The sequence below is a fragment of the Nocardia abscessus genome (assembly GCF_015477775.1).
Taxonomy (GTDB): domain Bacteria; phylum Actinomycetota; class Actinomycetes; order Mycobacteriales; family Mycobacteriaceae; genus Nocardia; species Nocardia abscessus_A.
This window is the reverse complement of the sequence record NZ_JADLQO010000003.1, coordinates 129,515-150,992: the sequence shown is the minus strand read 5'-3', so window position 1 is coordinate 150,992 and position 21,478 is coordinate 129,515. Positions and strand designations below refer to the sequence as shown.

The 21,478-nt window shown below is 70.0% G+C and carries 22 protein-coding genes; 7 read left to right on the top strand and 15 right to left on the bottom strand.

Features of this window, described 5'->3' with window-relative positions; translation table 11 throughout:
- Positions 1-294 precede the first annotated feature (294 nt).
- The 6 genes from lnt to IU450_RS11365 all read right to left on the bottom strand — a co-directional run bounded on the left by lnt (position 295) and on the right by IU450_RS11365 (position 8,022).
- Positions 295-1,977, bottom strand: coding sequence for an apolipoprotein N-acyltransferase (lnt, locus tag IU450_RS11390; protein ID WP_195150022.1), 1,683 nt, complete (start codon positions 1,975-1,977; stop codon positions 295-297).
- 1,560 nt (positions 1,978-3,537) lie between these two features.
- Positions 3,538-5,136, bottom strand: a complete 1,599-nt coding sequence (locus IU450_RS11385; RefSeq protein ID WP_195149747.1) for an amidohydrolase — start codon at positions 5,134-5,136, stop codon at positions 3,538-3,540.
- Between the two features lie 48 nt (positions 5,137-5,184).
- The gene (locus IU450_RS11380) at positions 5,185-5,430 is read right to left on the bottom strand and encodes a hypothetical protein (RefSeq protein ID WP_195149746.1); all 246 of its coding nucleotides are present in this window, start codon (positions 5,428-5,430) and stop codon (positions 5,185-5,187) included.
- 57 nt (positions 5,431-5,487) lie between these two features.
- Positions 5,488-5,970, bottom strand: coding sequence for an FxsA family protein (locus IU450_RS11375; protein WP_195149745.1), 483 nt, complete (start codon positions 5,968-5,970; stop codon positions 5,488-5,490).
- A 91-nt stretch (positions 5,971-6,061) separates the two neighbouring features.
- Positions 6,062-6,721, bottom strand: coding sequence for a response regulator (locus IU450_RS11370; protein WP_195149744.1), 660 nt, complete (start codon positions 6,719-6,721; stop codon positions 6,062-6,064).
- A 128-nt stretch (positions 6,722-6,849) separates the two neighbouring features.
- Complete coding sequence (locus IU450_RS11365; RefSeq protein WP_195149743.1) at positions 6,850-8,022, bottom strand: sensor histidine kinase; 1,173 nt, start codon at positions 8,020-8,022, stop codon at positions 6,850-6,852.
- 118 nt (positions 8,023-8,140) lie between these two features.
- On the opposite strand from IU450_RS11365, the gene IU450_RS11360 reads away from it, so the two are divergent.
- Positions 8,141-8,908 (top strand): TSUP family transporter, encoded by a 768-nt coding sequence (locus IU450_RS11360; RefSeq protein ID WP_195149742.1) that lies wholly within the window; start codon positions 8,141-8,143, stop codon positions 8,906-8,908.
- Here the strand turns inward: IU450_RS11360 and IU450_RS11355 are convergent, their stop codons facing one another.
- Positions 8,909-9,556 (bottom strand): TetR/AcrR family transcriptional regulator, encoded by a 648-nt coding sequence (locus IU450_RS11355; protein WP_227954715.1) that lies wholly within the window; start codon positions 9,554-9,556, stop codon positions 8,909-8,911.
- Positions 9,557-9,729: 173 nt separating this feature from the next.
- Between IU450_RS11355 and IU450_RS11350 the strand changes: the two genes are divergently transcribed.
- Both IU450_RS11350 and IU450_RS11345 read left to right on the top strand, forming a co-directional pair.
- Complete coding sequence (locus IU450_RS11350; protein ID WP_416382859.1) at positions 9,730-11,259, top strand: TldD/PmbA family protein; 1,530 nt, start codon at positions 9,730-9,732, stop codon at positions 11,257-11,259.
- Positions 11,260-11,327: 68 nt separating this feature from the next.
- Positions 11,328-12,644 carry a metallopeptidase TldD-related protein gene (locus IU450_RS11345; RefSeq protein WP_195150020.1) on the top strand — a complete coding sequence of 439 codons (1,317 nt, stop codon included), beginning with the start codon at positions 11,328-11,330 and terminating at the stop codon, positions 12,642-12,644.
- Positions 12,645-12,653: 9 nt separating this feature from the next.
- On the opposite strand, the gene IU450_RS11340 is transcribed toward IU450_RS11345, so the two are convergent.
- Both IU450_RS11340 and IU450_RS11335 read right to left on the bottom strand, forming a co-directional pair.
- Positions 12,654-13,037 (bottom strand): PPOX class F420-dependent oxidoreductase, encoded by a 384-nt coding sequence (locus IU450_RS11340; protein ID WP_195149741.1) that lies wholly within the window; start codon positions 13,035-13,037, stop codon positions 12,654-12,656.
- A gap of 92 nt (positions 13,038-13,129) precedes the next feature.
- On the bottom strand, positions 13,130-13,678 hold the full coding sequence (locus IU450_RS11335; RefSeq protein WP_195149740.1) for a PadR family transcriptional regulator: 549 nt from the start codon (positions 13,676-13,678) through the stop codon (positions 13,130-13,132).
- A 110-nt stretch (positions 13,679-13,788) separates the two neighbouring features.
- Between IU450_RS11335 and IU450_RS11330 the strand changes: the two genes are divergently transcribed.
- A complete protein-coding gene (locus IU450_RS11330) occupies positions 13,789-14,505 on the top strand; it encodes a glyoxalase (protein WP_195149739.1) in 717 nt (238 codons plus the stop codon).
- A gap of 18 nt (positions 14,506-14,523) precedes the next feature.
- On the opposite strand, the gene map is transcribed toward IU450_RS11330, so the two are convergent.
- Positions 14,524-15,288, bottom strand: coding sequence for a type I methionyl aminopeptidase (gene map, locus IU450_RS11325; protein ID WP_195149738.1), 765 nt, complete (start codon positions 15,286-15,288; stop codon positions 14,524-14,526).
- Between the two features lie 105 nt (positions 15,289-15,393).
- Here map and IU450_RS11320 point away from each other — a divergent pair, with 105 nt between their 5' ends.
- The gene (locus IU450_RS11320; protein ID WP_043698765.1) at positions 15,394-15,657 is read left to right on the top strand and encodes a helix-turn-helix domain-containing protein; all 264 of its coding nucleotides are present in this window, start codon (positions 15,394-15,396) and stop codon (positions 15,655-15,657) included.
- Here the strand turns inward: IU450_RS11320 and IU450_RS11315 are convergent.
- On the bottom strand, positions 15,654-16,040 hold the full coding sequence (locus IU450_RS11315; protein ID WP_195149737.1) for a PPOX class F420-dependent oxidoreductase: 387 nt from the start codon (positions 16,038-16,040) through the stop codon (positions 15,654-15,656). The genes IU450_RS11320 and IU450_RS11315 overlap by 4 nt on opposite strands.
- Positions 16,041-16,154: 114 nt before the next feature.
- Positions 16,155-17,321, bottom strand: a complete 1,167-nt coding sequence (locus IU450_RS11310) for an epoxide hydrolase family protein (protein ID WP_195149736.1) — start codon at positions 17,319-17,321, stop codon at positions 16,155-16,157.
- A gap of 122 nt (positions 17,322-17,443) precedes the next feature.
- On the opposite strand from IU450_RS11310, the gene IU450_RS11305 reads away from it, so the two are divergent.
- The gene (locus IU450_RS11305) at positions 17,444-18,244 is read left to right on the top strand and encodes a histone deacetylase (protein ID WP_228834429.1); all 801 of its coding nucleotides are present in this window, start codon (positions 17,444-17,446) and stop codon (positions 18,242-18,244) included.
- Here the strand turns inward: IU450_RS11305 and IU450_RS11300 are convergent.
- Positions 18,160-19,449, bottom strand: a complete 1,290-nt coding sequence (locus IU450_RS11300; protein ID WP_195149735.1) for a PucR family transcriptional regulator — start codon at positions 19,447-19,449, stop codon at positions 18,160-18,162. The two genes, IU450_RS11305 and IU450_RS11300, sit on opposite strands and share 85 nt — an antisense overlap.
- A gap of 250 nt (positions 19,450-19,699) precedes the next feature.
- On the opposite strand from IU450_RS11300, the gene IU450_RS11295 reads away from it, so the two are divergent.
- Positions 19,700-20,035: a hypothetical protein gene (locus IU450_RS11295; protein WP_195149734.1), complete on the top strand. Its 336-nt coding sequence runs from the start codon at positions 19,700-19,702 to the stop codon at positions 20,033-20,035.
- A 14-nt stretch (positions 20,036-20,049) separates the two neighbouring features.
- Here IU450_RS11295 and IU450_RS11290 read toward each other — a convergent pair whose 3' ends face one another.
- Entirely contained in the window at positions 20,050-21,000 is a 951-nt protein-coding gene (locus IU450_RS11290) for an FAD-dependent oxidoreductase (protein ID WP_195149733.1), read from the bottom strand.
- Positions 21,001-21,081: 81 nt separating this feature from the next.
- A complete protein-coding gene (locus IU450_RS11285) occupies positions 21,082-21,417 on the bottom strand; it encodes a hypothetical protein (protein ID WP_195149732.1) in 336 nt (111 codons plus the stop codon).
- Positions 21,418-21,478: the final 61 nt, after the last annotated feature.

Below are 21,478 nucleotides of genomic sequence, written 5' to 3'. Positions count from 1 at the left end.
ACGCCCTATGATTCGGAGCATCGCATCTGCCGGATTGCCGACGTTTTGGATTTGTTTCACATCCAACGTCCTTGGCAGAAGGCCACTTTGGTTGGTTACATTTCCGCAAACATTGCGACTCAACTAGGTCGAACCGAAGCAAAACGGGTTCTGACCAGACTGTTCGATGGTAGGCCGCGGATCACTTCCGTTGTCAAGCGAACAGTGCGCAACTCATTTCCCCACCTTTACTTTCGGGGCGGTGGGGGCAAGAACATACCGAATGTTCGGTTATCGACGATTCGGCAGGAGGTGTTATCGGCCGCCGACGGCTCGACGGCCGGTTCGCGCATCATCGCGCGTGGATCGCCGCCGGATGCCCGCGGCCAGCGCGGCGACAGCCGTCAGAATAACGAAAATCCGCTCCGGCGCAGGGCCTATTCGCGTTGCGAGAGTGGTGTCGTCGCGCAACGGGAGCTGCGCGACCAGCGCGGCGGGGACGAATAACGCGGTTTCCTGCCGCACAGTGCCGTCGGCGGCAATAATGGCGCTGACACCCGAGGTGGCCGCGACGACCAGCGCTCTACCGTGCTCGACGGCACGGATACGGGACATGGCCAGCTGCTGATAGGTCATCTCGCTGTCGCCGAACGTCGCGTTGTTCGTGGGCACCGTGAGCAGTTGGGCACCGGCTCGCATCGCGTCTTCGAACGACCGGTCGAAGGCCACCTCATAGCACGTCGCCACACCGATGTCGATACCCGCTGCCCGTACCGCACCATCACCATTGCCCGGAACGAAATACCCCGCGCGATCAGCGTATTCGGAGAAAAGCCGGAAAAAACTCCGCATCGGCAGATACTCACCGAAAGGCTGGATGATCTTCTTGTCGTGCCGCTCACCTGGGCCTGCGGCGCCGTTCCACACCATCACCGAGTTGGTCGTGGTCCGATCCGAGTTGATCAGCACCGCGCCGACCAGGATGGGCGCGCCGATCCGCTCGGAGGCCGCGGTGATCAGGGCGGCGGCGTCGGCGTTACGCAACGGGTCGATGTCCGAGGAGTTCTCCGGCCAGATCACCACATCGGGGCGCGGGGCGCGGCCTGCGGCCACCTCGGCGGCCAGTTCCTCGGTGCGCCGGACGTGGTTGTCCAGCACGGCCCGTCGCTGCGCGTTGAAATCCAGGCCGAGGCGCGGCACGCTGCCCTGGATCGCCGCGACGGTGACCGTTCTGTCACCTTTGTCCGGATCGGGCAGCGCGGACCGGAGGAACAGACCGGCGAGCGGCATGACGAGCAGGGTGAAAGCCGCAGCGGCGTACCCGAGTCGGGACACGGGAGTGCGTCCGCTCGCAGCGGCCTGCTCGGGACTGCCGGCCTCGGCATCGGCGGATCGACGCACGTCATCAGAGAGGCGAGACGACCACAGCAGCGAGACCAACGCCGCCGCTCCGGTCCCGGTGAGCGCCACGGCGAACCCGACCAGCGGGGCGCCGCCGATGGCTGCCAGGGACAAGAACCAGCCGTCGGCCTGACCGAAGGCCAAACGGCCCCAGGGAAATCCGCCGAACGGGAAGCTGGACCTGCCCCACTCGGCAGTGGTCCAGGCCAAGGCCACCCAGAGCGGCCAGCCGGGCAGCACGCCGACGAGCCGGGCGAGCAGACCGAACAGGCCCAGGTGCAGCGCACAGGCGGTGGACAGCGCCAGCCACGGCGCCGGCCCGACATAGATACCGGTCCACGGCAGCAGCGGAACGAAAAACGCCAGCCCGGCCAGGAATCCGTATCCGAAGCCCGCCCGCAGCCGACCGTCACCGCGTACGGTGAGGGTCAGTGCCGCGACGCCCAGCGGCGCGAGAAACCACCACGGCCGAGGCGGGAAGCTGCCGAACAGCAGCAGCCCCGCGCAGATCGCAGACACCGCGCGCGCCGCTACGGGGTGGCTGCGGACCACTGCGGACACCTGCCGCACCGACTCGCCCACCCGCTCTCGCACCATCACTCGGCCACTGTCCGCCATCGGACCGGCGACCGCCAGTCGGCCCCCGACCGCGTCCGCGCCGATCGACGCGAAACAGCCGGACGCGAACGAGCACAGGTCCGCCACTCGACGCACCTGACGCTCGGGGTGATGACGTTCGTCACACGGAATATCAAGGCCGCCATAGCCCGCGTACGACGCACGCAAGCCTCGGCGCACCGGTCGGACCGCGTCGATCGAGTGGCGAGTTCACGCCGCACGATCGGCTCCGCGAAGGCGCGCCACAGAAAACCGCGCGCCTCAGCCGTGGACGAGTCGTCAGGTGTCCACTCGTGCATCGTCGACGGCCATCGGATCGTTAGCAGTCGCCGGCATGATGTCGGCTCCCCGGTCGGCCTCCGCCGGACAAACCCGCATCTTGCGGCCGAAACCAGCGCATCGGGGCCCTGCGACCGCACCGGGCGACCGAGCCGCCCGGCCGCGAGACGCTGCCGATCCGTGGCCCGGCAGGCGACCGATACACACCACAGTGGATGCCACCTGGCGGCCCGAAAAAGTCCCGCCGTTACCCGATCGGCATCGCTATGCCGCAGCACCGTGATTCGGTGCTCAGCAGGCGTTCGGCGCGACGGAAACCACAGCCGGTCGGCCGCGCATCCTCCGCCGCTGCCCAGCCCTCCCTCGCTGGCACGCAGTGCCACCTCGCCCTTCCCGGTTGTGCAGTACCGCGCCTCGACCGGCGTATGGGAGGCCCGGTGGCGTGGAGCAGTCAGGAGCGAATCGACCGGCCTTCGCCGACCGGACGCCGCGCACTGCCGGACCGTAATCCCCTCTACGGCAGTGGTTCGGGCCGACTCGGAAGTCCACCTTCGGACGAAACGGCTTGAAGCCCATATCGCCGGTCCAGGTGCCGGACCCTTCTCCGCGCAGGCGCACCCCCGCACTGCGCGAGTCCGGCCGCACGACGTTCGTGTCCCAATGGACAGACGGCCTACTCCCAGATCCCCCACAACCGACCCGCCCATCGGCGCCTCGCAATCACGCCGAACTGCCCCGCGATAAAGACTGGGAAACCCGGTTACCGCGCGCGGAAGACGTCCGGCGTCGCGCAGACTCCGAGTTCGCCGACTGCCGTGGACGAGTGCTTCCGCGCCCGAGGTCGGTTGCCCGGCAAGAGTCGGACGGAAGCCCGATGTCCGCCGTCCGGCCGCCCCGCGACTCCCAGCAGCGCGAGCCTCGGCCGTGGGCAAGCACACATTCGACCCGCGCGAGTCTGTAGCGGGGCCATGCCGGCCCCAGGTAGACCGTACGGCTGCCGGTGACCAGCCGGTCGCGATCCGCCCGGACACAATCCGATATCCGAGCACCGAACAGCGCTGTGGATGGTCGGCGGCCGCGAGCAACGCATCATGGAAACGCCCCATGCCCCGGCTGGAGTGGCCACCCCCGCTCGGACGGCGGCGGGCCGTGGGCAGGCACGCGGCGAGCGTCGAGACGCGCCGATCCCGCGCGTCCCGGCGCACCCGAACACCGGGCACGAGACGGTCACCAGCCGCGCTCGGCTCGTCGAGCGCTCGCTCACTTCGCATAGATGGTCGCTCCCCGATGCACGGTGCGCAGGCAGGTGGGCAGCGGCGCATCCGGGTCCAGCGCAGGCAGTCCCGGTACCCGCGACCGCGGATCGGTGGACCAGCGCTGCACCGAGTCGGCGGCCGCGGCGACGACGAGTTCGGCCGCGTCCCAGATCGCATAGGAGGCGGGGGCGCCGGGTACCAGGGTGCCCGCCATCCCGTCGCGGACTCCGCCCGCACGCCATGCGCCCCGGGTAGCCGCGGCGAAGGCCGCACGGGGCGACAAGCCGTGGCCGGGCGTGCGGTGGTTGGCCGCCGCCCGCACCGCCGCCCAGGGATCGAGTGCGGTGACCGGAGCGTCGGAGCCGATCGCCAAGGCGACGCCCGCGGAAGCCATGGCGGCGAACGGATTCAGCGCGGCGGCGCGATCCGCGCCGAGCCGCGCGGCGTACATGCCGTCCGGTCCACCCCACGCCGCGTCGAATCCCGGTTGCACACTGGCGATCACACCCCAGCGCGCGAGCTGCGCGATGTGCTCGCCGTCGATCAGCTCGGCGTGTTCGACGCGATGCCCGAGCGCCGCGACCGCGGGGCCGCCGAGTTCGGTGGCCACCCGTTCGACACCGGTGACGACCGCGTCCATGGCGGCGTCGCCGATCACGTGGAATCCGGCCTGGATACCGGCGACGGTGCAGGCGCGGACGTGGTCGGTGATCGCGTCGGCGTCGAGATAGCTTCGACCGCAACCGGTCTCGTCGGCATAGGGCGCCCGCAACCATGCGGTGCGCGACCCGAACGACCCGTCCACGAACAGGTCGCCGCCGAGAGCGTGTACGCCGAGTTCCTCGATCAGGGCGCGGGCCTGTTCGGCGCTGCGCACCGCCTCGCCCCAGTAGGCCCTGACCTCGACGCCGTGTTCGAACTCGAGCAGTTCGCGAACGTCGGTGCGGCCTGCGATCTCCGGGCCCGCACATTCGTGGACCGCGACGACACCGCGCGCGGCGGCATGGTCCAGTGCCGCGGCGCGGGCTCTATCCCGTTGCGCCCGGGACAGATCGGCGAGCGCTGCGGTGCGCACCAGGTGGTGGGCGGCGGCACGCACGGATTCACCCCGGGTGAATCCGTCGGTCGCGGCCAGCTCGGGCAGCGTGTCCAGCAGCGCCGAGGACGCCACCGCGGAGTGCGCGTCCACCCGCGAGAGGTAGACGTGCCGACCGGCGCCCGCCGCCGCGTCGATCTCCGCGACGGTGGGTGGCCGCCCCTCCGGCCAGGTGGTCTCGTCCCAGCCGTCGCCCAGAACGGCGCCGTCCGGGTGCGCCTCGGCGAACTCGCGCAGCAGCCGCAGGCAGTGCGCGAGCGAGCGCGCGGCCGACAGATCGAGCCCGGTCAGCTTCAGGCCCAGTGCCGTGACGTGCACGTGCGGGTCCACGAACGCGGGCGCGACGAAGGCGCCGTCGAGGTCGACGATCTCGGCGTCCGGGTGCAGCGCACGACCGGGTTGCTCTGCGCCCAGCCAGACGACGGTCCCGTCGCTCACCGCCATCGCCGTGGCGTCGGGTGAACTGGCACTGTAGAAACGACCGCCGATCAGCAACTGGGTACTCACGGAGCATCAGTCTGCCGTATGCCCGGTGCGGCGGTTTCGGTCAGCCGTTCAGAGAGGGTGGCGCGCCAGATCCTCCGGCTGCGCCAGCACCGCCATCACCTCCGCGTACTCCGGCGGCGCACCACCGGTCCCGCCGGACGCCGCGGGCAGGCAGCCCGCCTCCACGGCGATCAGCTCCAGCCGCAGCGCCGCGGCGGTGAATCCGGAAATCGACTGTCCCGCACTGGCCGCCGCGCGTTTCACCGCGGCAGCCAGCTCCTCGCTCACCGTGACGGTGAGTTGCTCGGTGGCCATCGCGTCACGATAGCCCTTCGCGCCGCCGCGCGGAACCGGGTACAGCCGAGTTCGTGCTCAGGACGAAGTGATCGCGCGACGCGTGTTGCCCTGACCGTCGTCGTACCACTGCCCCACGACGGCGCCGTCGACCACCTCACCCGCGTCGACGACCACGCCGCGGTAGGGCGCGGCGGCGGCGAGCCTGCGGAAGCGCCGCGCGGCGAACGCCGTGACCAGCGGACGCAGCAGCGCGCGCGTCGGAGGCAGCAGCAGAAGCAGGCCGAACAGCGAGGTGACCAGGCCGGGCACGAACATCAGCACCCCACCCGCCGCGACCAGGGCGCCGTCGGCCACGGCGGTGCCGGGCGCCACTTCGCCGCGAGCGGCCCGGCGGAACTGCTCGAAGACCCGCCGTCCCTGCGCGCCGACCAGCAGCATGCCCGCGGCGGACCCGGCGATCAGCACCAGAACGGTCGGCAGCACGCCGATCAACTGACCGACCGCGACCAGTGCGGCGACTTCGACGACGACGTACAGCACGAACAACAGGGCGGGCATGGCGATCCTTTCGGACGATCTACCCGTTCAACGTCTCGAACCGGGGTTTTGCTCCCCAGCCCGTCTGATAAGTCGCTGAGATCCGCCCGGGTCAACCGCCGGGCCGCACCAGCCCGGTCTCGTAGGCCAGCACCACGGCCTGAACCCGGTCGCGCAGACCGAGTTTGGTGAGTACCCGGCCCACGTGCGTCTTGACCGTGGCCTCGGACAGATACAACTGCTCGGCGATCTCGGCGTTGGAACGCCCGGCCGCGATCTGCTCGAGCACTTCACGCTCGCGGGCGGTGAGCACGTCGAGCACACCCGGGTCGCGGGTACGCGCCGGATCCTCCGCGATGAGCCGGTCCAGCAGGCGTTTGGTGACCTTCGGCGAGACCACGGCGTCACCGGCGGCGACGCTGCGGATGGCCGAGACGAGATCCTCCGGCGGGGTGTCCTTCAACAGGAATCCGCTGGCCCCCGCGCGCAGCGCGCCGAGCGCGTGCTCGTCGAGATCGAAGGTCGTCATGACCAGAACCCGGCTACCGTGGCCTGCCTCCACGATCCGGGTGGTGGCGACGACCCCGTCCACGACGGGCATCCGCACGTCCATCAGCACCACGTCCGGTCGCAGTTCCGCCGCTCGGGCGACCGCGGCGGCGCCGTTGGCCGCCTCGCCGATCACTTCGATGTCGGGGTGCGCACCGAGCACCATCTTCAACCCCATACGCATGAGTTCCTGGTCATCGACGACGAGAACGGTGATCGGCACGACCCCAATGTAACGTGACCCCTCCGGCGCGCCGGGTGACCTGCGGTGCGAAGGGTCTGGACTGCATGATCCGCTCGGGCCGAAACTGTCTGCGGCGCAGCGCTCCTCGTGCCGTTCGAGCGGCCGGCTCACTCCGCCGGACCGGGTTGCAGCGGGATGCTCGCGTGCACTCGCCAGGCTCCGTCGGCGGTGCGGCCCGCCTCGAGACTGCCGCCCAGCACCGCGACCCGTTCGCGCATCCCGACCAAGCCGAGCCCGCTGCCCTGGATCCGCGTGCCCGGTTCGGGCAGCGGCACCCCGCCGGTGTCCGTGACGTCGATCAGCACGTCGGCGTCGGTGCGGCGCACCCGCACCCACGCCTTGGGGTGCGGTCCGGCATGCCGCAGCGTGTTGGTCAGCGATTCCTGCACGATGCGATGCACACCGAGGCTCACCTCGGGTGCGATGTCGTCGAGCTCACCGGTCAGCTCGAGCTCCACGGCCAGACCGGTGCCGCGCATCATCTCCACGAGCTTGGCGATACCCGCGGTACCGTGCTGGGGCAACTGGTCGGGAGCGTGCTCGGTGCGCAGCAGGGCCACGGTTCTGCGCAGTTCGCGCAGCGCTTCGCGGCCGGTGCTCGCGATGGTGGTGAGCGCCTGCTCGGCCGCGTCCGGGTCGCGGCGCAGCGCGTACTTCGCGCCGTCGGCCTGCACGATGATCACGCTCACCGCGTGGGCGACCACATCGTGCAGTTCGCGCGCGATGCGGGTGCGTTCGGCCGCGACGGCGTCGTGCGCGCGGCGGTCCTTGTCGTAGTCGGCGACCGCGAGGCGGGCCGCGACCTCGGCGTCGTAGGCGTGCCGCGCGCCGATGAACTCCGCGAGCGTCCAGCACAAGGCGTAGAACATGGCGGTGAACACGATGTCGGGGCCGGAGGGTTTCCCGATCGCCACGATCGCGAGCGCGAGATCCACCGCCAGGCCCAGGCCGTACCACAGGCCGTCCCGCCTTCCCACGTAGGCGACCAGCGTGTACAGCATGATGCCGTGCGACAGCAGCGCGATGTGCTCGGCGTCGTCCTCGGCCAGGAAGCCCACCAGCGTCGCCGTCACCGACAGGGCCAAGGTGACGGCCGCCATGGCTCGCGGGTACACCCGTCGCAGCACGACCGGCAGCGGAAGCAGCACTCCGATGGCCAGGTAGGCGAGCTTGTTGTGCGCGTTGGCCACCCCGATGATCTCGAGCAGCAGGAGAATCGCCGCCAGCACCGAATCGGCCACGACGGGCTTGCCCCGGAGCCACAGACTGAAACGACGCACCGGATCAGCCTAGGTGCGTCCGGCGCACGGGCACGCCGACCCGACGGAGTCCGCCGGCCGCGGACCGTCGCGCGGGCGCCCGGCGACCTCCGGATCCGGAGTCTGGTTGTCTGGCGGGGTGGAGATCGGAGACTGGGCGGTTTTGTTGACGGCGGCGACGGCCGCCGGGTGGGTGGACGCGGTGGTGGGCGGCGGCGGGCTGATCGTCCTGCCGACGCTGTTCGTGGTGGCCCCCGGTATAGCGCCGCAGACCGCGCTGGGCACCAACAAGCTCGCCGCGGTCGCCGGGACGAGCGCCTCGGTGCTGACGTTCGCGCGCAAGGTGCCGATGCGCTGGCGGGTTCTGCTGCCCGCGGCGGCGATCGCCGCGACGGCGGCCGCGGTGGGCGCCGCCGCGGTCTCGCTGATCGACCGCGAGTTGTTCATTCCGATCGTGATGGTGGTGCTGGTCGGCGTGGCGGTGGTCGTCACGCTGCGGCCGTCGATCGGCGTCACCCTGGCCACCCATCCGCCCACCAGGCGCAAGGTCGTCCTCACGGTGGCGCTGGCGGCGGGGCTGATCGGCTTCTACGACGGCCTGCTCGGGCCCGGCACCGGGACGTTCCTGATCATCACCTTCGCGACCCTGCTCGGCACCGAGTTCGTACGGGCCGCCGCCATGGCCAAGGTGATCAACTGCGGTTCCAACCTCGGCGCGCTGCTCTTCTTCGGCGCTACCGGGCACATCCTCTGGGCGCTCGGCGCGGGGATGGCCGTGGCGAACGTGCTCGGCGCCGTGGTCGGCGCGCGCATGGCACTGCGGAAGGGCGCGGAGTTCGTGCGCATCGTGCTGCTGGTGGTGGTGATCGGGATGGTGATCCGGTTGGGCTGGCAGCAGTTCGGCTGATCAGCCCACCGGTTCGGCGTGATGGGTGGCGAGCCAGGGTTCGAGCACCCGCGAGGTCGTCTCGTGAATCTTGCGGTGCAGCCGCTCGCCGTCCTCTACGCAGGCCACCGGTTGCTGGAACAACACCGTCAACGCACCCGACACCGCGCCGACGACGGCGCCGACCAGTGCGGCGGCTCCGACCTCATCGAGTTCGGCGGGGAACGCCTTGTGCAACTGCCTGGCGATCTCGCGCTGGGTGACCAGCTGGGCATGCGCCGCGCGCCCGCTCACCGCGGGCACGGTGCGCGACACCTGGGCGCGCAGCGCACCGATCCGGGCATGGAGATCGTCGACGAGGTGCTCGCCGGGGTTGTCGCCCGCGGCGCGCAACGCGCGCAGCAGGACCTCCACCGGGCGTTCTCCGGGGCGCCTGCTGGCGATCGCGGCCACCGCGGCGCGCACCCGTTCGTCGGACTCCGGGAAGAGCAGCTCTTCCTTGCTGGCGAAATAGTTGAAGAACGTGCGTGTGCCGACGTCCGCCGCGGCGGCGATGTCGGCCACCGTGGTCTCCTCGTAGCCTCTGGTCTCGAACAGCTCGGCTGCGGCCTCGAGGATGGCTCGGCGGGTACGTTCGCGTTTGCGGTCACGAAGGGGGGATGGCGGCACGCGGGCACAGTACGGCATCCGGCGAGCAACACGCCGGAAGCTCGAGTGTCGCGCGTGCCGTTCGCTCTGCGCCCTGGCACATTCCGTGCAAACCCGCACGCGCTGCAACTTTCCACGGCGTGGGATCACCGCGCGGGTACGCGCGCTCGGCGGCACCGACTAGGTTGGTTCGGGTGAGCATCGCGACATCCAGAGACGTGGACGCCGAGTTCCTCGGCCTGCCACTGGCCGCGCTCGCCGACGCCGCCCTCGCCGCGGCCACGGCGGCCGGCGCCGAGCACGCCGACCTGCGGGTGCACCGCCTGGTCACCCAATCGATCCGATTGCGCGACGGCCGGGTCGAGGCCGTCACCGACAGCACCGAACTGGGCTTCGCCGTGCGCGTGATCGTGGACGGCACCTGGGGTTTCGCGTCACACGCCGCGCTCACGCCCGATACCGCCGCCGAGGTGGCGCGCACCGCGGTCACCGTCGCGACCACGCTGCGGGCGCTCAACCGGGAACGCGTCGAACTGGCCGACGAGCCGCGCTACACCGACGCGCGCTGGGTCTCGGCCTACGACCTCGACCCGTTCACCGTGCCGACCGGCGAGAAGGTCGCGCTGCTGCAGGACTATTCGGAGCGTCTGTCGCATGCCGACGGAGTGGATCACGTCACCGCGAGCGTGCTGCAGGTCAAGGAGCAGACCTTCTACGCCGACACCGCGGGCTCCTCGATCACCCAGCAGCGGGTGCGGCTGCACCCGAGCCTCGAGGCGATCACGGTGGACACCTCGGCGGGGGTGTTCGAGACCATGCGCACGCTGGCCGCGCCCGTCGGCCGCGGCTGGGAGTACGTGACCGGCGCCGACGGCGTGTGGGACTGGAACGGCGAACTCGCGCGGATCCCGGAGTGGCTGGCCGAGAAGGTGAAAGCGCCCAGCGTGCAGGCCGGGCCGACCGATCTGGTCATCGACCCGACCAACCTGTGGCTGACCATTCACGAATCCATCGGTCACGCCACCGAGTACGACCGGGCCATCGGCTACGAATCCGCTTACGCGGGCACCTCTTTCGCGACGCCGGACAAGCTCGGCACGTTGCGCTACGGCACCCCGATCATGCACGTCACCGGCGACCGCACCGAAGCGCACGGGCTGGCCAGCGTCGGTTACGACGACGAGGGCGTGGCCGGGCAGCGCTGGGACCTGGTCCAAGACGGCGTCCTGGTCGGCTATCAGCTGGACCGGGTGTTCGCGCCGCGCCTGGGTCTGCAGCGGTCCAACGGCTGCTCGTACGCGGATTCGGCGCATCACGTGCCGATCCAGCGGATGGCCAACGTCTCGCTGCAACCCGATCCGGACCGCGACACCAGCACCGAGGAGCTGATCTCGCGGGTGGACGACGGCATCTACATCGTCGGCGACAAGTCGTGGTCGATCGACATGCAGCGCTACAACTTCCAGTTCACCGGCCAGCGGTTCTTCCGCATCCGCGGCGGCAAGCTGGACGGCCAGTTGCGCGATGTCGCCTACCAGGCCACCACCACCGACTTCTGGGGTGCGATGGAAGCGGTCGGCGGACCGTCGACCTGGCAGCTCGGGGGCGCGTTCAACTGCGGCAAGGCGCAGCCCGGCCAAGTGGCGGCGGTCAGCCACGGCTGCCCGTCGATCCTGGTGCGCGGCGTCAACATCCTGAACACCCGGACGGAGGCAGGCCAGTGAGTGACGATCTGTTTCCCGCGAGCGCGACCGTGGAGCGGGCGCTGGCGCTCTCCCGCGCCGACGAGGCGATGGTGGTCGTGCGCGACGAGCACGAGGCGTCGCTGCGCTGGGCCGGGAACTCCATGACCACCAACGGCTCGTCGGTGTCGCGGAACTGGGCGGTGATCTCGGTGTTCCGCGAGGGACCCGCCCTCGCCCGCGTCGGCACGATCGCCTCGACCAGCGTCGATCCCGACGATATCGAGGCGGTCGTGCGCGCGAGCGAAGCGGCGGCACGCGGCGCCGAACCCGCGCGAGACGCGATGCCGCTGCTCGAGCCGGACGCCGTGGACGACGACTGGGCCGCCGCTGCGGTCGGCACCGGCATCGAGGTGTTCACCGATCTCGCCGACGGCTTGGCCGCCGGGTTCGACAGCGCCGACCGCCTCTACGGTTTCGCCCACCATCAGATGCACACCACGTGGCTGGGCACTTCGACCGGTATCCGCCGCCGCTTCGTGCAACCCACCGGATCGGTGGAAATCAACGGAAAGCGCGGCGAGGGCACGGATCTGGCCAGCGCGTGGGTCGGGGTCGGTACCGCCGACTTCGCCGACGTCGACGTGTCCGGCCTGCTCGCGGACCTGTCGCGCCGCCTGGACTGGGCAAAACGCAAGATCGAGCTGCCCGCGGGCCGCTACGAAACGTTGCTGCCGCCCTCGACCGTGGCCGACCTGATGATCTACCTGGCCTGGTCGATGGAGGGCCGCGGCGCCCAGGAGGGCCACACGGCGTTCGCACGGGCGGGCGGGACCAGGGTCGGTGAGCGCCTCAGCGACATTCCGCTGACGCTCTACTCGGATCCGAACGCCCCGGGGCTGGAGTACCGCCCGTTCGTGGCGGCGACCGCGTCGTCGGAATCGATGTCGGTGTTCGACAACGGCCTGCCCGCCGAGCGGGTCGACTGGCTGCACGAGGGCGTGATCTCCTCGCTGATCTATCCGCGCGCTACGGCCGCGGAGTTCGACGCGCCCGCCACGGTTCCCGGGGAGAACCTGCTGCTCACCGGTGGTTCGGATGCCACGATCGACGACATGATCGCCCGCACCGAGCGCGGTCTGCTGCTGACCACGCTGTGGTACATCCGGGAGGTCGATCCGGCGACGCTGCTGCTGACCGGTCTCACCAGGGATGGGGTGTATCTCGTGGAGAACGGCGAGGTCACCGCTGCGGTGAACAACTTCCGGTTCAACGAGAGCCCGCTGGACCTGCTGCGCCGGGTGAGCGAGGCCGGCGCGACCGAGCTCACGCTGCCGCGCGAATGGAAGGACTGGTTCACCCGGACCGCCATGCCGCCCCTGCGGATTCCCGACTTCCACATGTCGTCGGTCAGCCAGGCGACCTGACGCCGGGAGTCAGGCGGCCGGGGTGATCTCGATGCCGATGGTCCCGGCCTTGCCGCGCCGCAGGTTGCTGCCGAGGATGACCAGCGGACCGGTGAGCCGGTACTTGCGCCGCAGCAGCTTGCGCACCCGTTCGGTGCCCTCCGCGTCGAGAATCCGCCCGGTCCCCTCGATCGCCGTACCGTGCGGCTTGCCGGTCGCGCTGCACGGCTGCACAGTGACCGCCGGATTGCGCCGCAGGCGCTTGACCTTCCAGCTGTCGGTCACGGTCCAGACGTACAGTTTGCCGTTCTCGGCGACCGCCCACACCGCGGTGCCGACGGGTGTTCCGTCCTTGCGGAAGGTGGTCAGCAGCACGTAGTCGGCCTTCGCGACGGCGTCCAGCGAATTCGTCATGCGGGCAGCGTATCCCGCGTCCCGGCGCGCGCAGCCGGCGCGGGGAAGCGAGCCGGCTCACGGACCGAGGTCGACGGCGGCTCGCCGCCGACCTACTCCGGCATGCGGTATTCGCCCGCCTCCAGGCGCGCCAGCACGCCCTCGGTCCATTTCGACAGGTTGTCGAACACGCCGCTCCACAACTCCAGCAGATCGGTGGCGTGCGGCGCCTCGTATCGCCCTGGGAAGTTCGAGATCATGGCCAGCAGGTCGGCGCGCACCTCCTCGCTGCGGCGGCGCTGTTCGCGCAGCTTCGCGATGACGTGTGACCGGGGCAACGCGTCCATGAAAGCGATGCCCGCGCCCAGTTCCTCCATGTCGATGCTGACCAGTGCCTCGTCCATGAGCCTGCGGAACTCGGCCTCGCCGGCCTCGGTCAGCTCGAACAGGGTGCGCCCCGGCCCCTGGTCGCTGTTCTGCGTGGCGAAGGCGCTCAGCTTTCCTTCGCGCGTCAGCTGCTTGAGGGCGTGGTAGATCGAGCCGGGTTTGACGTTCGTCCAGGTCTCGGCGCGCCAGGACAGCAACTCCTGTCGCACGGCATAGCCGTGCACGGGCTGACGCAGGCGCATCACCCCCAGCACCAGTAGGCGCACCACGGACATGGCGACTCCTTTCGCTCCGGATGGCATGGTAGTCAAGTTTGACTTCCGGGGCGGAACCGCCCTACCCTTAGCTAGTCAAAATTGACTACCGCAGGCAATCGGGAGGTTGAATGGCCGACACGGCGGTACCGCAGCTCTGGACCGAAGATCTGGCCGGCACGCTGGATTTCTACAAGACGCTGGGCTACGCGGTGACCCACGAACAGATCCGTCCCTACATCTACGGCGCCGTGGAGGATCACGGCTGCGCCCTGCATTTCGTGCCGACACCGAAGGGTGGCGACATACCCGCCGAACGCACCGGCTGCCTGGTCATGGTCGACGATGTCGCGAGCAGGCACCAGGCTTTCACCGCGGCGCTACGCGCCCGCTACGGCAAGATCCCCGCGAAAGGCCTGCCCAGGATCACCCGCTTCCGCCCGGGGCAGTCCCGGTTCACCGTCGTCGATCCAGCGGGTAACCAGGTGATCTACATCCAGCGCGACGAACCCCCGAAAGTGGAATACGGCGGATCCAGGGAGCTGCACGGACTGGCCAAGGTGCTCGACAACGCCCGCATCCTGCGCGACTTCAAGACCGACGACAAGGCCGCGTTTCGCGTGCTCGAGGTCGGCCTGGGCCGGTTCCGGGCCGAAGCGCCGCGGCTGGAGGTGGCCAGGGCGCTCGCGGCGCTCGCCGAATTGGCCGTCGCGACCGAAGACCCCGGCCGCGCCGAGCAGTTCCGGACCGAGCTGCGCGCGATGCGGCTGTCCGCCGGGGAACGCGCGTCGGTCGCCGACGAGCTGCGCGCCTCCGAGGACCTGACCGTCTGGCTGTCCGGCGAATAGACCCGCTCGGCGCGGCCTTCACGCCGCGGTCAAAACCTCCGGGCCGTCCGGCGTGATCGCGACGGTGTGTTCGGAGTGGGCCGTGCGTGAGCCGTCCGCCGAGCGGATGGTCCAGCCGTCGGGGTCGGTGACGATGCGGTCGGTGCCGCGCGCGAACCAGGGCTCGATCGCGATGGTGAGGCCGGGCCGCAGCCGATACCCCCGCCCCGGGCGGCCCGTGTTGGGCACGTGCGGGTCCTCGTGCATGGTGCGGCCCAGGCCGTGACCGCCGAATTCGGTGTTCACCGGATAGCCGTACTCGCGTGCCACCGCGGCGATGGCGGCGGAGATGTCGCCGATGTGGTTGCCCGGCACCGCGACCGCGATCGCCGCGGCCAGCGCCTCCTCGGTGGCTCGCACCAGCCGCACGTCCTCGGCGGCGGCGGAGCCGACCACGACCGTGGTCGCCGAATCCGCGACCCAGCCCTCGATTCCGACCGCGAGGTCCATGCTCAGCACGTCACCGTCGCGCAGCGCGTAATCGAACGGAAGTCCGTGCAGTACAGCGTCGTTCACCGAGAGGCAGACCGTGTTGCGGAAGGGCCCGCGCCCGAAAGAGGGTGAGTAGTCCCAGTAGCAGGACTGCGCGCCGCGTTCACGGATGCGCTCCCGGACATGCGCTTCCAGCTCGAGCAGGTTCACCCCCACGCGGGCGCGCTCGCGCAATTCGGCGAGCACGCCGGCGACGAAGCGCCCCGCCACTCGCATCCGCGCGATCTCCGCGGGGCTCTTCAACTCGACCATCGATCCTCCAGTGCGCCGGTATTTTTATACCACGATAGCCGCATTGGTATTTTAATACCAATCGAGCCGGTTGCGGTATTTAAATACCGGCCGTAGCCTGGGCGCATGGTCCGCCTCCCGTTGACTCCCGCGCAGATCGAAGCAGGGCGCCGCCTCGGCGCCGCCCTGCGCGCCGCCCGCGCCGACCGCGAACTCGCCGACGTCGCCTTGGCGGCCGGGATCTCACCGGAAACGCTGCGCAAGATCGAGACCGGCCGGTTGCCCTCCCCCGCCTTCGGCACGGTGGTCGCGCTGGGCCAGGCGCTCTCGGTCCCGCTCGATGACCTCGCGGACATCTGGCGCTCCGCGGGCCTGGCCGAATCGGCCTAGGGCGCCGGCTTCGGAGCGATCGCGATACCGACGGACGCGTCGGCGCCACGCAACAGCTTGTGCCCGCGAATGGCGAGCTTGCCGATGACGCCGTATTTGTCCGCGACCACGTCGCGCACGCGCTGCGTGCCGTCCGCGTCGAGGATGCGCGCGCTACCCGGCAAGACCTCCTCCGAGGCCGGGCGACCGCGCCCGTCGCACACCTGCAGCGTGACCTCCGGATTGCGGCGGATCCGCTTGACCTTCCAGGTCTTCGGATTGGTCCAGACGACGATCCGGTCACCGTCGGGAGCCACCCACACAGGTGTGCCGACCGGCGTTCCGTCCTTCTTGAAGGTGGTCAGCAGGACGAACTTGCTCTGGCTCATCTCGTTCCACGTCATACGGAAACGGTAGGCCCGCGCACCGGCGGGGGCATCCGACTGGGGAACGGTTCGCTACTACGCCTCCGAACGTAGCTCCGTCGGGGCGCGGGCGGCGACGCGCCCGCGCTACCGCTACCCGCGATAGTCGCGGAAGAACTTGCGCACGTCCGCGACGAACAGGTCCGGTTGCTCCGCCGCGGCGAAGTGCCCACCCTCGGCGTACTCGGTGAAATGCTCGATGCGGCCATCCGGATCCATCACCCGGCGCATCAGTGGATGCGTGTCGAACACGGCCCACCCCTGCGGCACTGCCGACGGCGCGACCCAGTCCTTGCCGGAATGCGCGGTCTCCCAGAGGAATTGCGCCGCCGACGCGCCGCTGCGGGTGAACCAGTAGATGCTGACGTTGGTCAGCAGCAGGTCACGATCCACGGCTTCGCCTTCGGCGCACGCCGAGTTGGTCCACAGCTGGAACTTCTCCGCGATCCAACCGAGTTGCGCGATCGGCGAATCGGTCAGGGCGGCCGCGATCGCGTTCGGCTGGGTGGTCTGCAGCACCAGGTATCCCTTCTGCTGGGCCCACCGTTGCCGGGCGGCCTCGATGGCGGCGAGTTCGTCCTCGGTCAGCCCGTCGGGGATCGGCAGTTGCTCGCCCACCAGGCCGAGCGTGCCCTGGTCGCTGTTCACATGGGTCGCGATCACCCGCTCGGGGTGGGTCGCGGCCAGGCGCCCGGTGACGCCCGCGCCGATGTCGCCACCCTGCGCCGCGAACTTCGGATAGCCGAGCCTGTTCATCAACTCCGCGAACGCCTCGGTCGTGCGCCCCAGCTCCCACCCCGCCGACGCCAGCGGCGTGGAGAACCCGAACCCGGGCAACGACGGGATCACCACATGGAACGCATCCGCCGGATCACCGCCGTGCGCGCGGGGGTCGGTCAGCGGGCCGATCACATCGAGGAACTCCGCCACCGAGCCCGGATAGCCGTGGGTGATCAGCAGCGGGATCGCCTCCGGCTCGGGCGAGCGGACATGGAAGAAGTGGATGGTCTGGCCGTCGATCTCGGTGGTGAACTGGTCGTAGGCGTTCAGCCGCGCCTCCTGCGCCCGCCAATCGAACTCCGCACGCCAGTACGTCACCAGTTCTCGCAGGTATCGCGGTGTGATGCCCCTTTCCCAATCCGCCTCGGTACCGGGCACGACATGCGGCGAGCGCGTCCGCCCGAGCCGCTCGCGCAACTCATCGAGCTCGGCCTGAGCGATGTCGATGCGGAAGGACCGGATCTGCTTCGTGTTCGTCATGCGGAACACTCTTCCGACTATTGCGGAAGATTTTGTTCCGCAATGTCGCCTTCTGTCGACCTGATTCTCGCGCTCACCGACGCCCGCGTGCGCGGCTGCGGGAAACGCCGACAATGGATGCCATGACGGCGTGGCACCCCGACGGCACAGCCGCTGCGGCGGCACCGCGAGCGGATCCGGCCGCGGACCGGCACGACTTGCGCGGGCGCACGGATCTGGTCTGGTACGCCGCGTACGGCTCGAACATGAGCCTGGCCAGGCTGCGCACCTACCTTCGTGGCGGCAGGCCCGAAGGGGGATCACTCGTCTTGCCCGGCTGCCGGGACCCCGCAGACCCGATCCGCTCGATCCCGCTCCGGCTGTCCGGCGTGCTGTATTTCGCGACCGAATCGCTGACCTGGACCGGCGGCCGGGCCTTCTACGACCCGGGCTGTCCGGGCGAGATCGCTGTGCACGCCCATCTGCTCACGGCCGCGCAGTTCTCCGACATCGTCGCGCAGGAGATGTACCGCGCCCCGGGCACCGAGGTGAACCTGACCGAGGTCACCGAGGCGGGCGCGACAACGCTCGGTCCAGGACGGTACGAAACCCTGGTCTGCGCGGGCGCCCACGAGGGGCACCCTGTGCTCACCTTCACCGCGCCCTGGCGCTATCGCGACGTGCCCGGCAATCCGCCCGCCGCCGCCTACCTGCGCCATCTGGCGGCGGGCCTGCGCACGGCGCACGGCTGGTCGCTCCGGGCGACCGCGGGCTACCTCGCCACCCGTCCCGGCGCCGACCGCCGATGGACGCCCGAGACGGTCCACGCGTTGCTCGGCGCCGGCCAGGCGCGGCGGAGCTACGGGGACGCCGGGGACGCCGGGGACGCCACAGCCGCCCCTGCCCACCTGCCGACCGGCGTTTCGTCCTCGGAGTCCCGGTAGCTGCGTGCCACCAGCGCGGCGCGCAGATACCACACCCCGGAGGCCTGGGCGGGGTCGAATCCGGTGAGCTGTCCGATGCGCTTGAGCCGGTAGTCCACGGTGTTGGTGTGAATGTGCAGCGACCGCGCGGTGCGCTGGCGGTTCAAATTGGTGCTGATGTGGCGTTTGAGCGTTTCGAGCAGTTCGGGGTGCTCGTCGAGCGGGTCGAGCAGGGTCCGCAGCGTTTCCAGCCCGGGGCCCGGCCGGGTGAGCTGGTATTCCAGCGCCAGGTCGTCGAATCGGAACAGCCCGCGGGTCCAGCGCAGCCGCTGCACCATGTCGAGCAACTCGTGCGCCCGGTCGGCCGCCGTCGGCACCTCGACCGGCGTCGCGGCGATCACCGTCGCGGCGATCGGCACCTGCGCCGCGCGGCCGAGCCCCTCGACCAGGTCGTCGAGGGTCTTGTCCTCCGGCGACGCCGACGGCAGCAAGACGGTGCCGCCGTCGACGCTGAGCAGCGACAGCACCGCATCACCACAGCGGGTCGCCAGTTCGGATTGCACCCGGCGCAACTTTCGCCGCGCCACCACCGCACCGTCGAGTTGCGGATTGCGCTCGTCCGGATGGGGCGGGATCGCGAGTGCCAGAACGGAATACGAGTCGGCGATCTGGATGCCGCATTCGCGCGCCATGGTGAAGGTGGGATGCCCGCCCAGCAGGGCCGAGGCAAGGGTGTGCGCGGCCGTGTGATGCTCGCCGACCACGGCACGCAGTTCGGTCACGTACGCCCGCGAGACGGTCGAGGTGATGGTGTCCAGGATCTCCAGCAGGCGGCGGCTGATGTCCTTGAGGCTGTCGAAGTCCGCGGCGGTCGCGTTAGCGACGATCAGGTCGAAGCCGAGCTTGAATCCCTCGTGCACGGCGTGGTGGATGGTGTCGATGGGGATGCCCTCCCGCGCCCAGCCCGCCGCGGCGTTGCGCAGCAGAAGGGTCTTCTCGGGGATGTCGGTGCCGTCGAGCATGCTGACGGCCAGTTCCAGGCACAGGCGGGTGATGTTGGTGATGTCGCCGTTGAGCGCCTCACCGGGTAGCGTCCGGCAGTGCGCCACGGTCTCGATGAAGTGGCCGACCATTTTGCGCGACAGATTCCGCACGTCCCGCAGTGAAGAACTGGCCGGGCGGCCCGACAGGGTCAGATCCGGACCTGCCGAATCGGTGATGGACATGTGACTCCTTCCCTCCCCGATCGCGGAAAGTACTCAACGGTAACTTGACCGGATCGACGTGCCGAGGGGCGAGCCCGCGGTTGGGGACACCGCCCCATGCGGACGGCTCCCGGCTGTGAAGCCTCACAAGTCGTATTCGCGCGGTCGAAAACTTTCGATCCCCGTCGTAACGTCGGAGGCAGCAGGGTCGCCGGGCGGAGGGAGGGCCATGAATATCGGCCCGCACGAAGATGATCGCAGCATCGCCGAGATGTCCGCGAGATTCGATCGTGGCACCGATCGCAAGGGCCCCGACGCGCTGATCCGAATGGGGTTGGAGTTGGCGCTGGTCCTGGTCGACGCGGCGGAGGCCGCGGGAAGTCTGGCTCTGGGCCGGTTCGAGCACGCGGCCACCCGGTGCGCGCAGGCGGGCATCCCGATCGAAGCCGTGCACGCCGTCCTGCGCGACAGTGTCGACGCAGGCCTCGCGGCGCCCGCGACCGATTCGCCGGAACGCCGCGCACCGCGTGACCGGGTCGAGCCCGGCGTCCTCAGCGAATTCCTGGAGGCGCTGAACTCCGTGGTGGCGCGCAGCTACGCAAGCTGATCCGCTTCGGCCGCTCAGAGCGTTGCGACGAGAGCGGCGCTCTCCAGCGCGCATCCGTGCCCGATGGTGATCCCGGAGCCGCCGTGACCGTAGTTGTGGACGACGGGTATCCCGGGCAGCGCGGTGGTGTCGAGTTCCACCCGGACCGCACGGCGACCAGGGCGCAGCCCGACCACGGTTCCCAGGACTTCGCTGTCGGCGAGCGCGGGCGCCAGCTCACGGCAGCGCCGCAGAATCGACCGGGTGAGGTCGGGATCCGGCGTCGTGTCCCACTCCCCGGTGTCCAGGGAACCGCCTAGGACACAGTCGTTCGCGCGCGGATGGACATAGGCGCGGCCGAGCGGATGCGCCTCGTCGCGGACCGACACCGACAGTCCCGGATTCGCCACCCGCACGATCTGGCCGCGGATCGGATACACCTCCGGATCGCCGACGAGTTCGGCGGCCCGCAGACCGGCGCAGTTGACCACGACGTCCGGTGCGAGATCGGCGAGATCGCCGAGGCGCGCCACGGTGCGCAGCACGCGTCGCGCGCCCGCGGCGTCCACTTGGGCGCTGAGGAACGGCAAGTAGGTCGGCATCTCCACGAGGGGGACTTCGAAACGGAATCCGAACCCATAGCCGGGGGGCAGTTCGTTCCGGTCGGCCGACCGGAACGAGCGCACCGACCGCGCCCACGGGGGAATCGCGGGCTCGTCGCGATACAGCGCCATGGAGGCACACATGCGTACGCCCGGCGCACCGGCGGCGGCCAGCCCGGCCAAATGCTCGAAAGTCGTCTCGCTCCAGGCCCGGACACGCTCGGCTGGGCCCGCGGCGGTCGGAAACCAGACCGCCGCGGCCAGGAAAGACGTCGTCGCCGTGATCGGCTCGGCGCTGACGACGATCACCTCGTGCCTGCCACGGAGCAATTCGGCCGCGGTGGACAGACCCGAGATGCCCGAGCCGAGGACGACGATCCGCATGGGGCGAGCCTATCGAGCTCGTACGCCTCGGGCGGTTTCCGCAGCACCGCCCGTGGGAGGCGCAGGTTCGGGGAAGGGAGGTCAGTCCGCGTCGTCGAGCGAGGTGACGCCGGTGGTCATGGCCACCACCGGCCACTGCGGCCCGACGCAGGTCGCGGCCACGGTGCTGCCGGCTGCGAAACCACCGCGACTCTCCCCGTCGCGGGCCAGGTCCACCCGTGGACCGGCCTGCTCGGCCGAGCCGATCAGCGCGCAGTTCCAACTCTCCGACGGCGGCTGGCTGCCCACCGCGATGGTGCCCTCCTCTTGCGTGTCCGGGGACAACGTCGGTCCCGCTGTGGCAAGTCCCGCACCGGCAGCGGCCACAAGTACGGCGCAGCCCCCGGTCACGGCGAGACGCAGAGCGATCCGAGACATGCGACAACTCCTCTCCGTACGGCCCCCTTGTGGTTCGCGTTGCCGTCTCCCCACCGTTCAA

Coding starts and splice junctions, on each gene's coding strand:
- lnt (WP_195150022.1), bottom strand. CDS start 1,977: ATGGTGCGAGAGCGGGTGGGCGAGTCGGTGCGGCAGGTGTCCGCAGTG.
- IU450_RS11380 (WP_195149746.1), bottom strand. CDS start 5,430: ATGGCCACCGAGCAACTCACCGTCACGGTGAGCGAGGAGCTGGCTGCC.
- IU450_RS11375 (WP_195149745.1), bottom strand. CDS start 5,970: ATGCCCGCCCTGTTGTTCGTGCTGTACGTCGTCGTCGAAGTCGCCGCA.
- IU450_RS11345 (WP_195150020.1), top strand. CDS start 11,328: ATGGTGGTCGTGCGCGACGAGCACGAGGCGTCGCTGCGCTGGGCCGGG.
- IU450_RS11340 (WP_195149741.1), bottom strand. CDS start 13,037: ATGACGAATTCGCTGGACGCCGTCGCGAAGGCCGACTACGTGCTGCTG.
- IU450_RS11335 (WP_195149740.1), bottom strand. CDS start 13,678: ATGTCCGTGGTGCGCCTACTGGTGCTGGGGGTGATGCGCCTGCGTCAG.
- IU450_RS11330 (WP_195149739.1), top strand. CDS start 13,789: ATGGCCGACACGGCGGTACCGCAGCTCTGGACCGAAGATCTGGCCGGC.
- map (WP_195149738.1), bottom strand. CDS start 15,288: ATGGTCGAGTTGAAGAGCCCCGCGGAGATCGCGCGGATGCGAGTGGCG.
- IU450_RS11320 (WP_043698765.1), top strand. CDS start 15,394: ATGGTCCGCCTCCCGTTGACTCCCGCGCAGATCGAAGCAGGGCGCCGC.
- IU450_RS11315 (WP_195149737.1), bottom strand. CDS start 16,040: ATGACGTGGAACGAGATGAGCCAGAGCAAGTTCGTCCTGCTGACCACC.
- IU450_RS11310 (WP_195149736.1), bottom strand. CDS start 17,321: ATGACGAACACGAAGCAGATCCGGTCCTTCCGCATCGACATCGCTCAG.
- IU450_RS11305 (WP_228834429.1), top strand. CDS start 17,444: ATGACGGCGTGGCACCCCGACGGCACAGCCGCTGCGGCGGCACCGCGA.
- IU450_RS11300 (WP_195149735.1), bottom strand. CDS start 19,449: ATGTCCATCACCGATTCGGCAGGTCCGGATCTGACCCTGTCGGGCCGC.
- IU450_RS11295 (WP_195149734.1), top strand. CDS start 19,700: ATGTCCGCGAGATTCGATCGTGGCACCGATCGCAAGGGCCCCGACGCG.
- IU450_RS11290 (WP_195149733.1), bottom strand. CDS start 21,000: ATGCGGATCGTCGTCCTCGGCTCGGGCATCTCGGGTCTGTCCACCGCG.
- IU450_RS11285 (WP_195149732.1), bottom strand. CDS start 21,417: ATGTCTCGGATCGCTCTGCGTCTCGCCGTGACCGGGGGCTGCGCCGTA.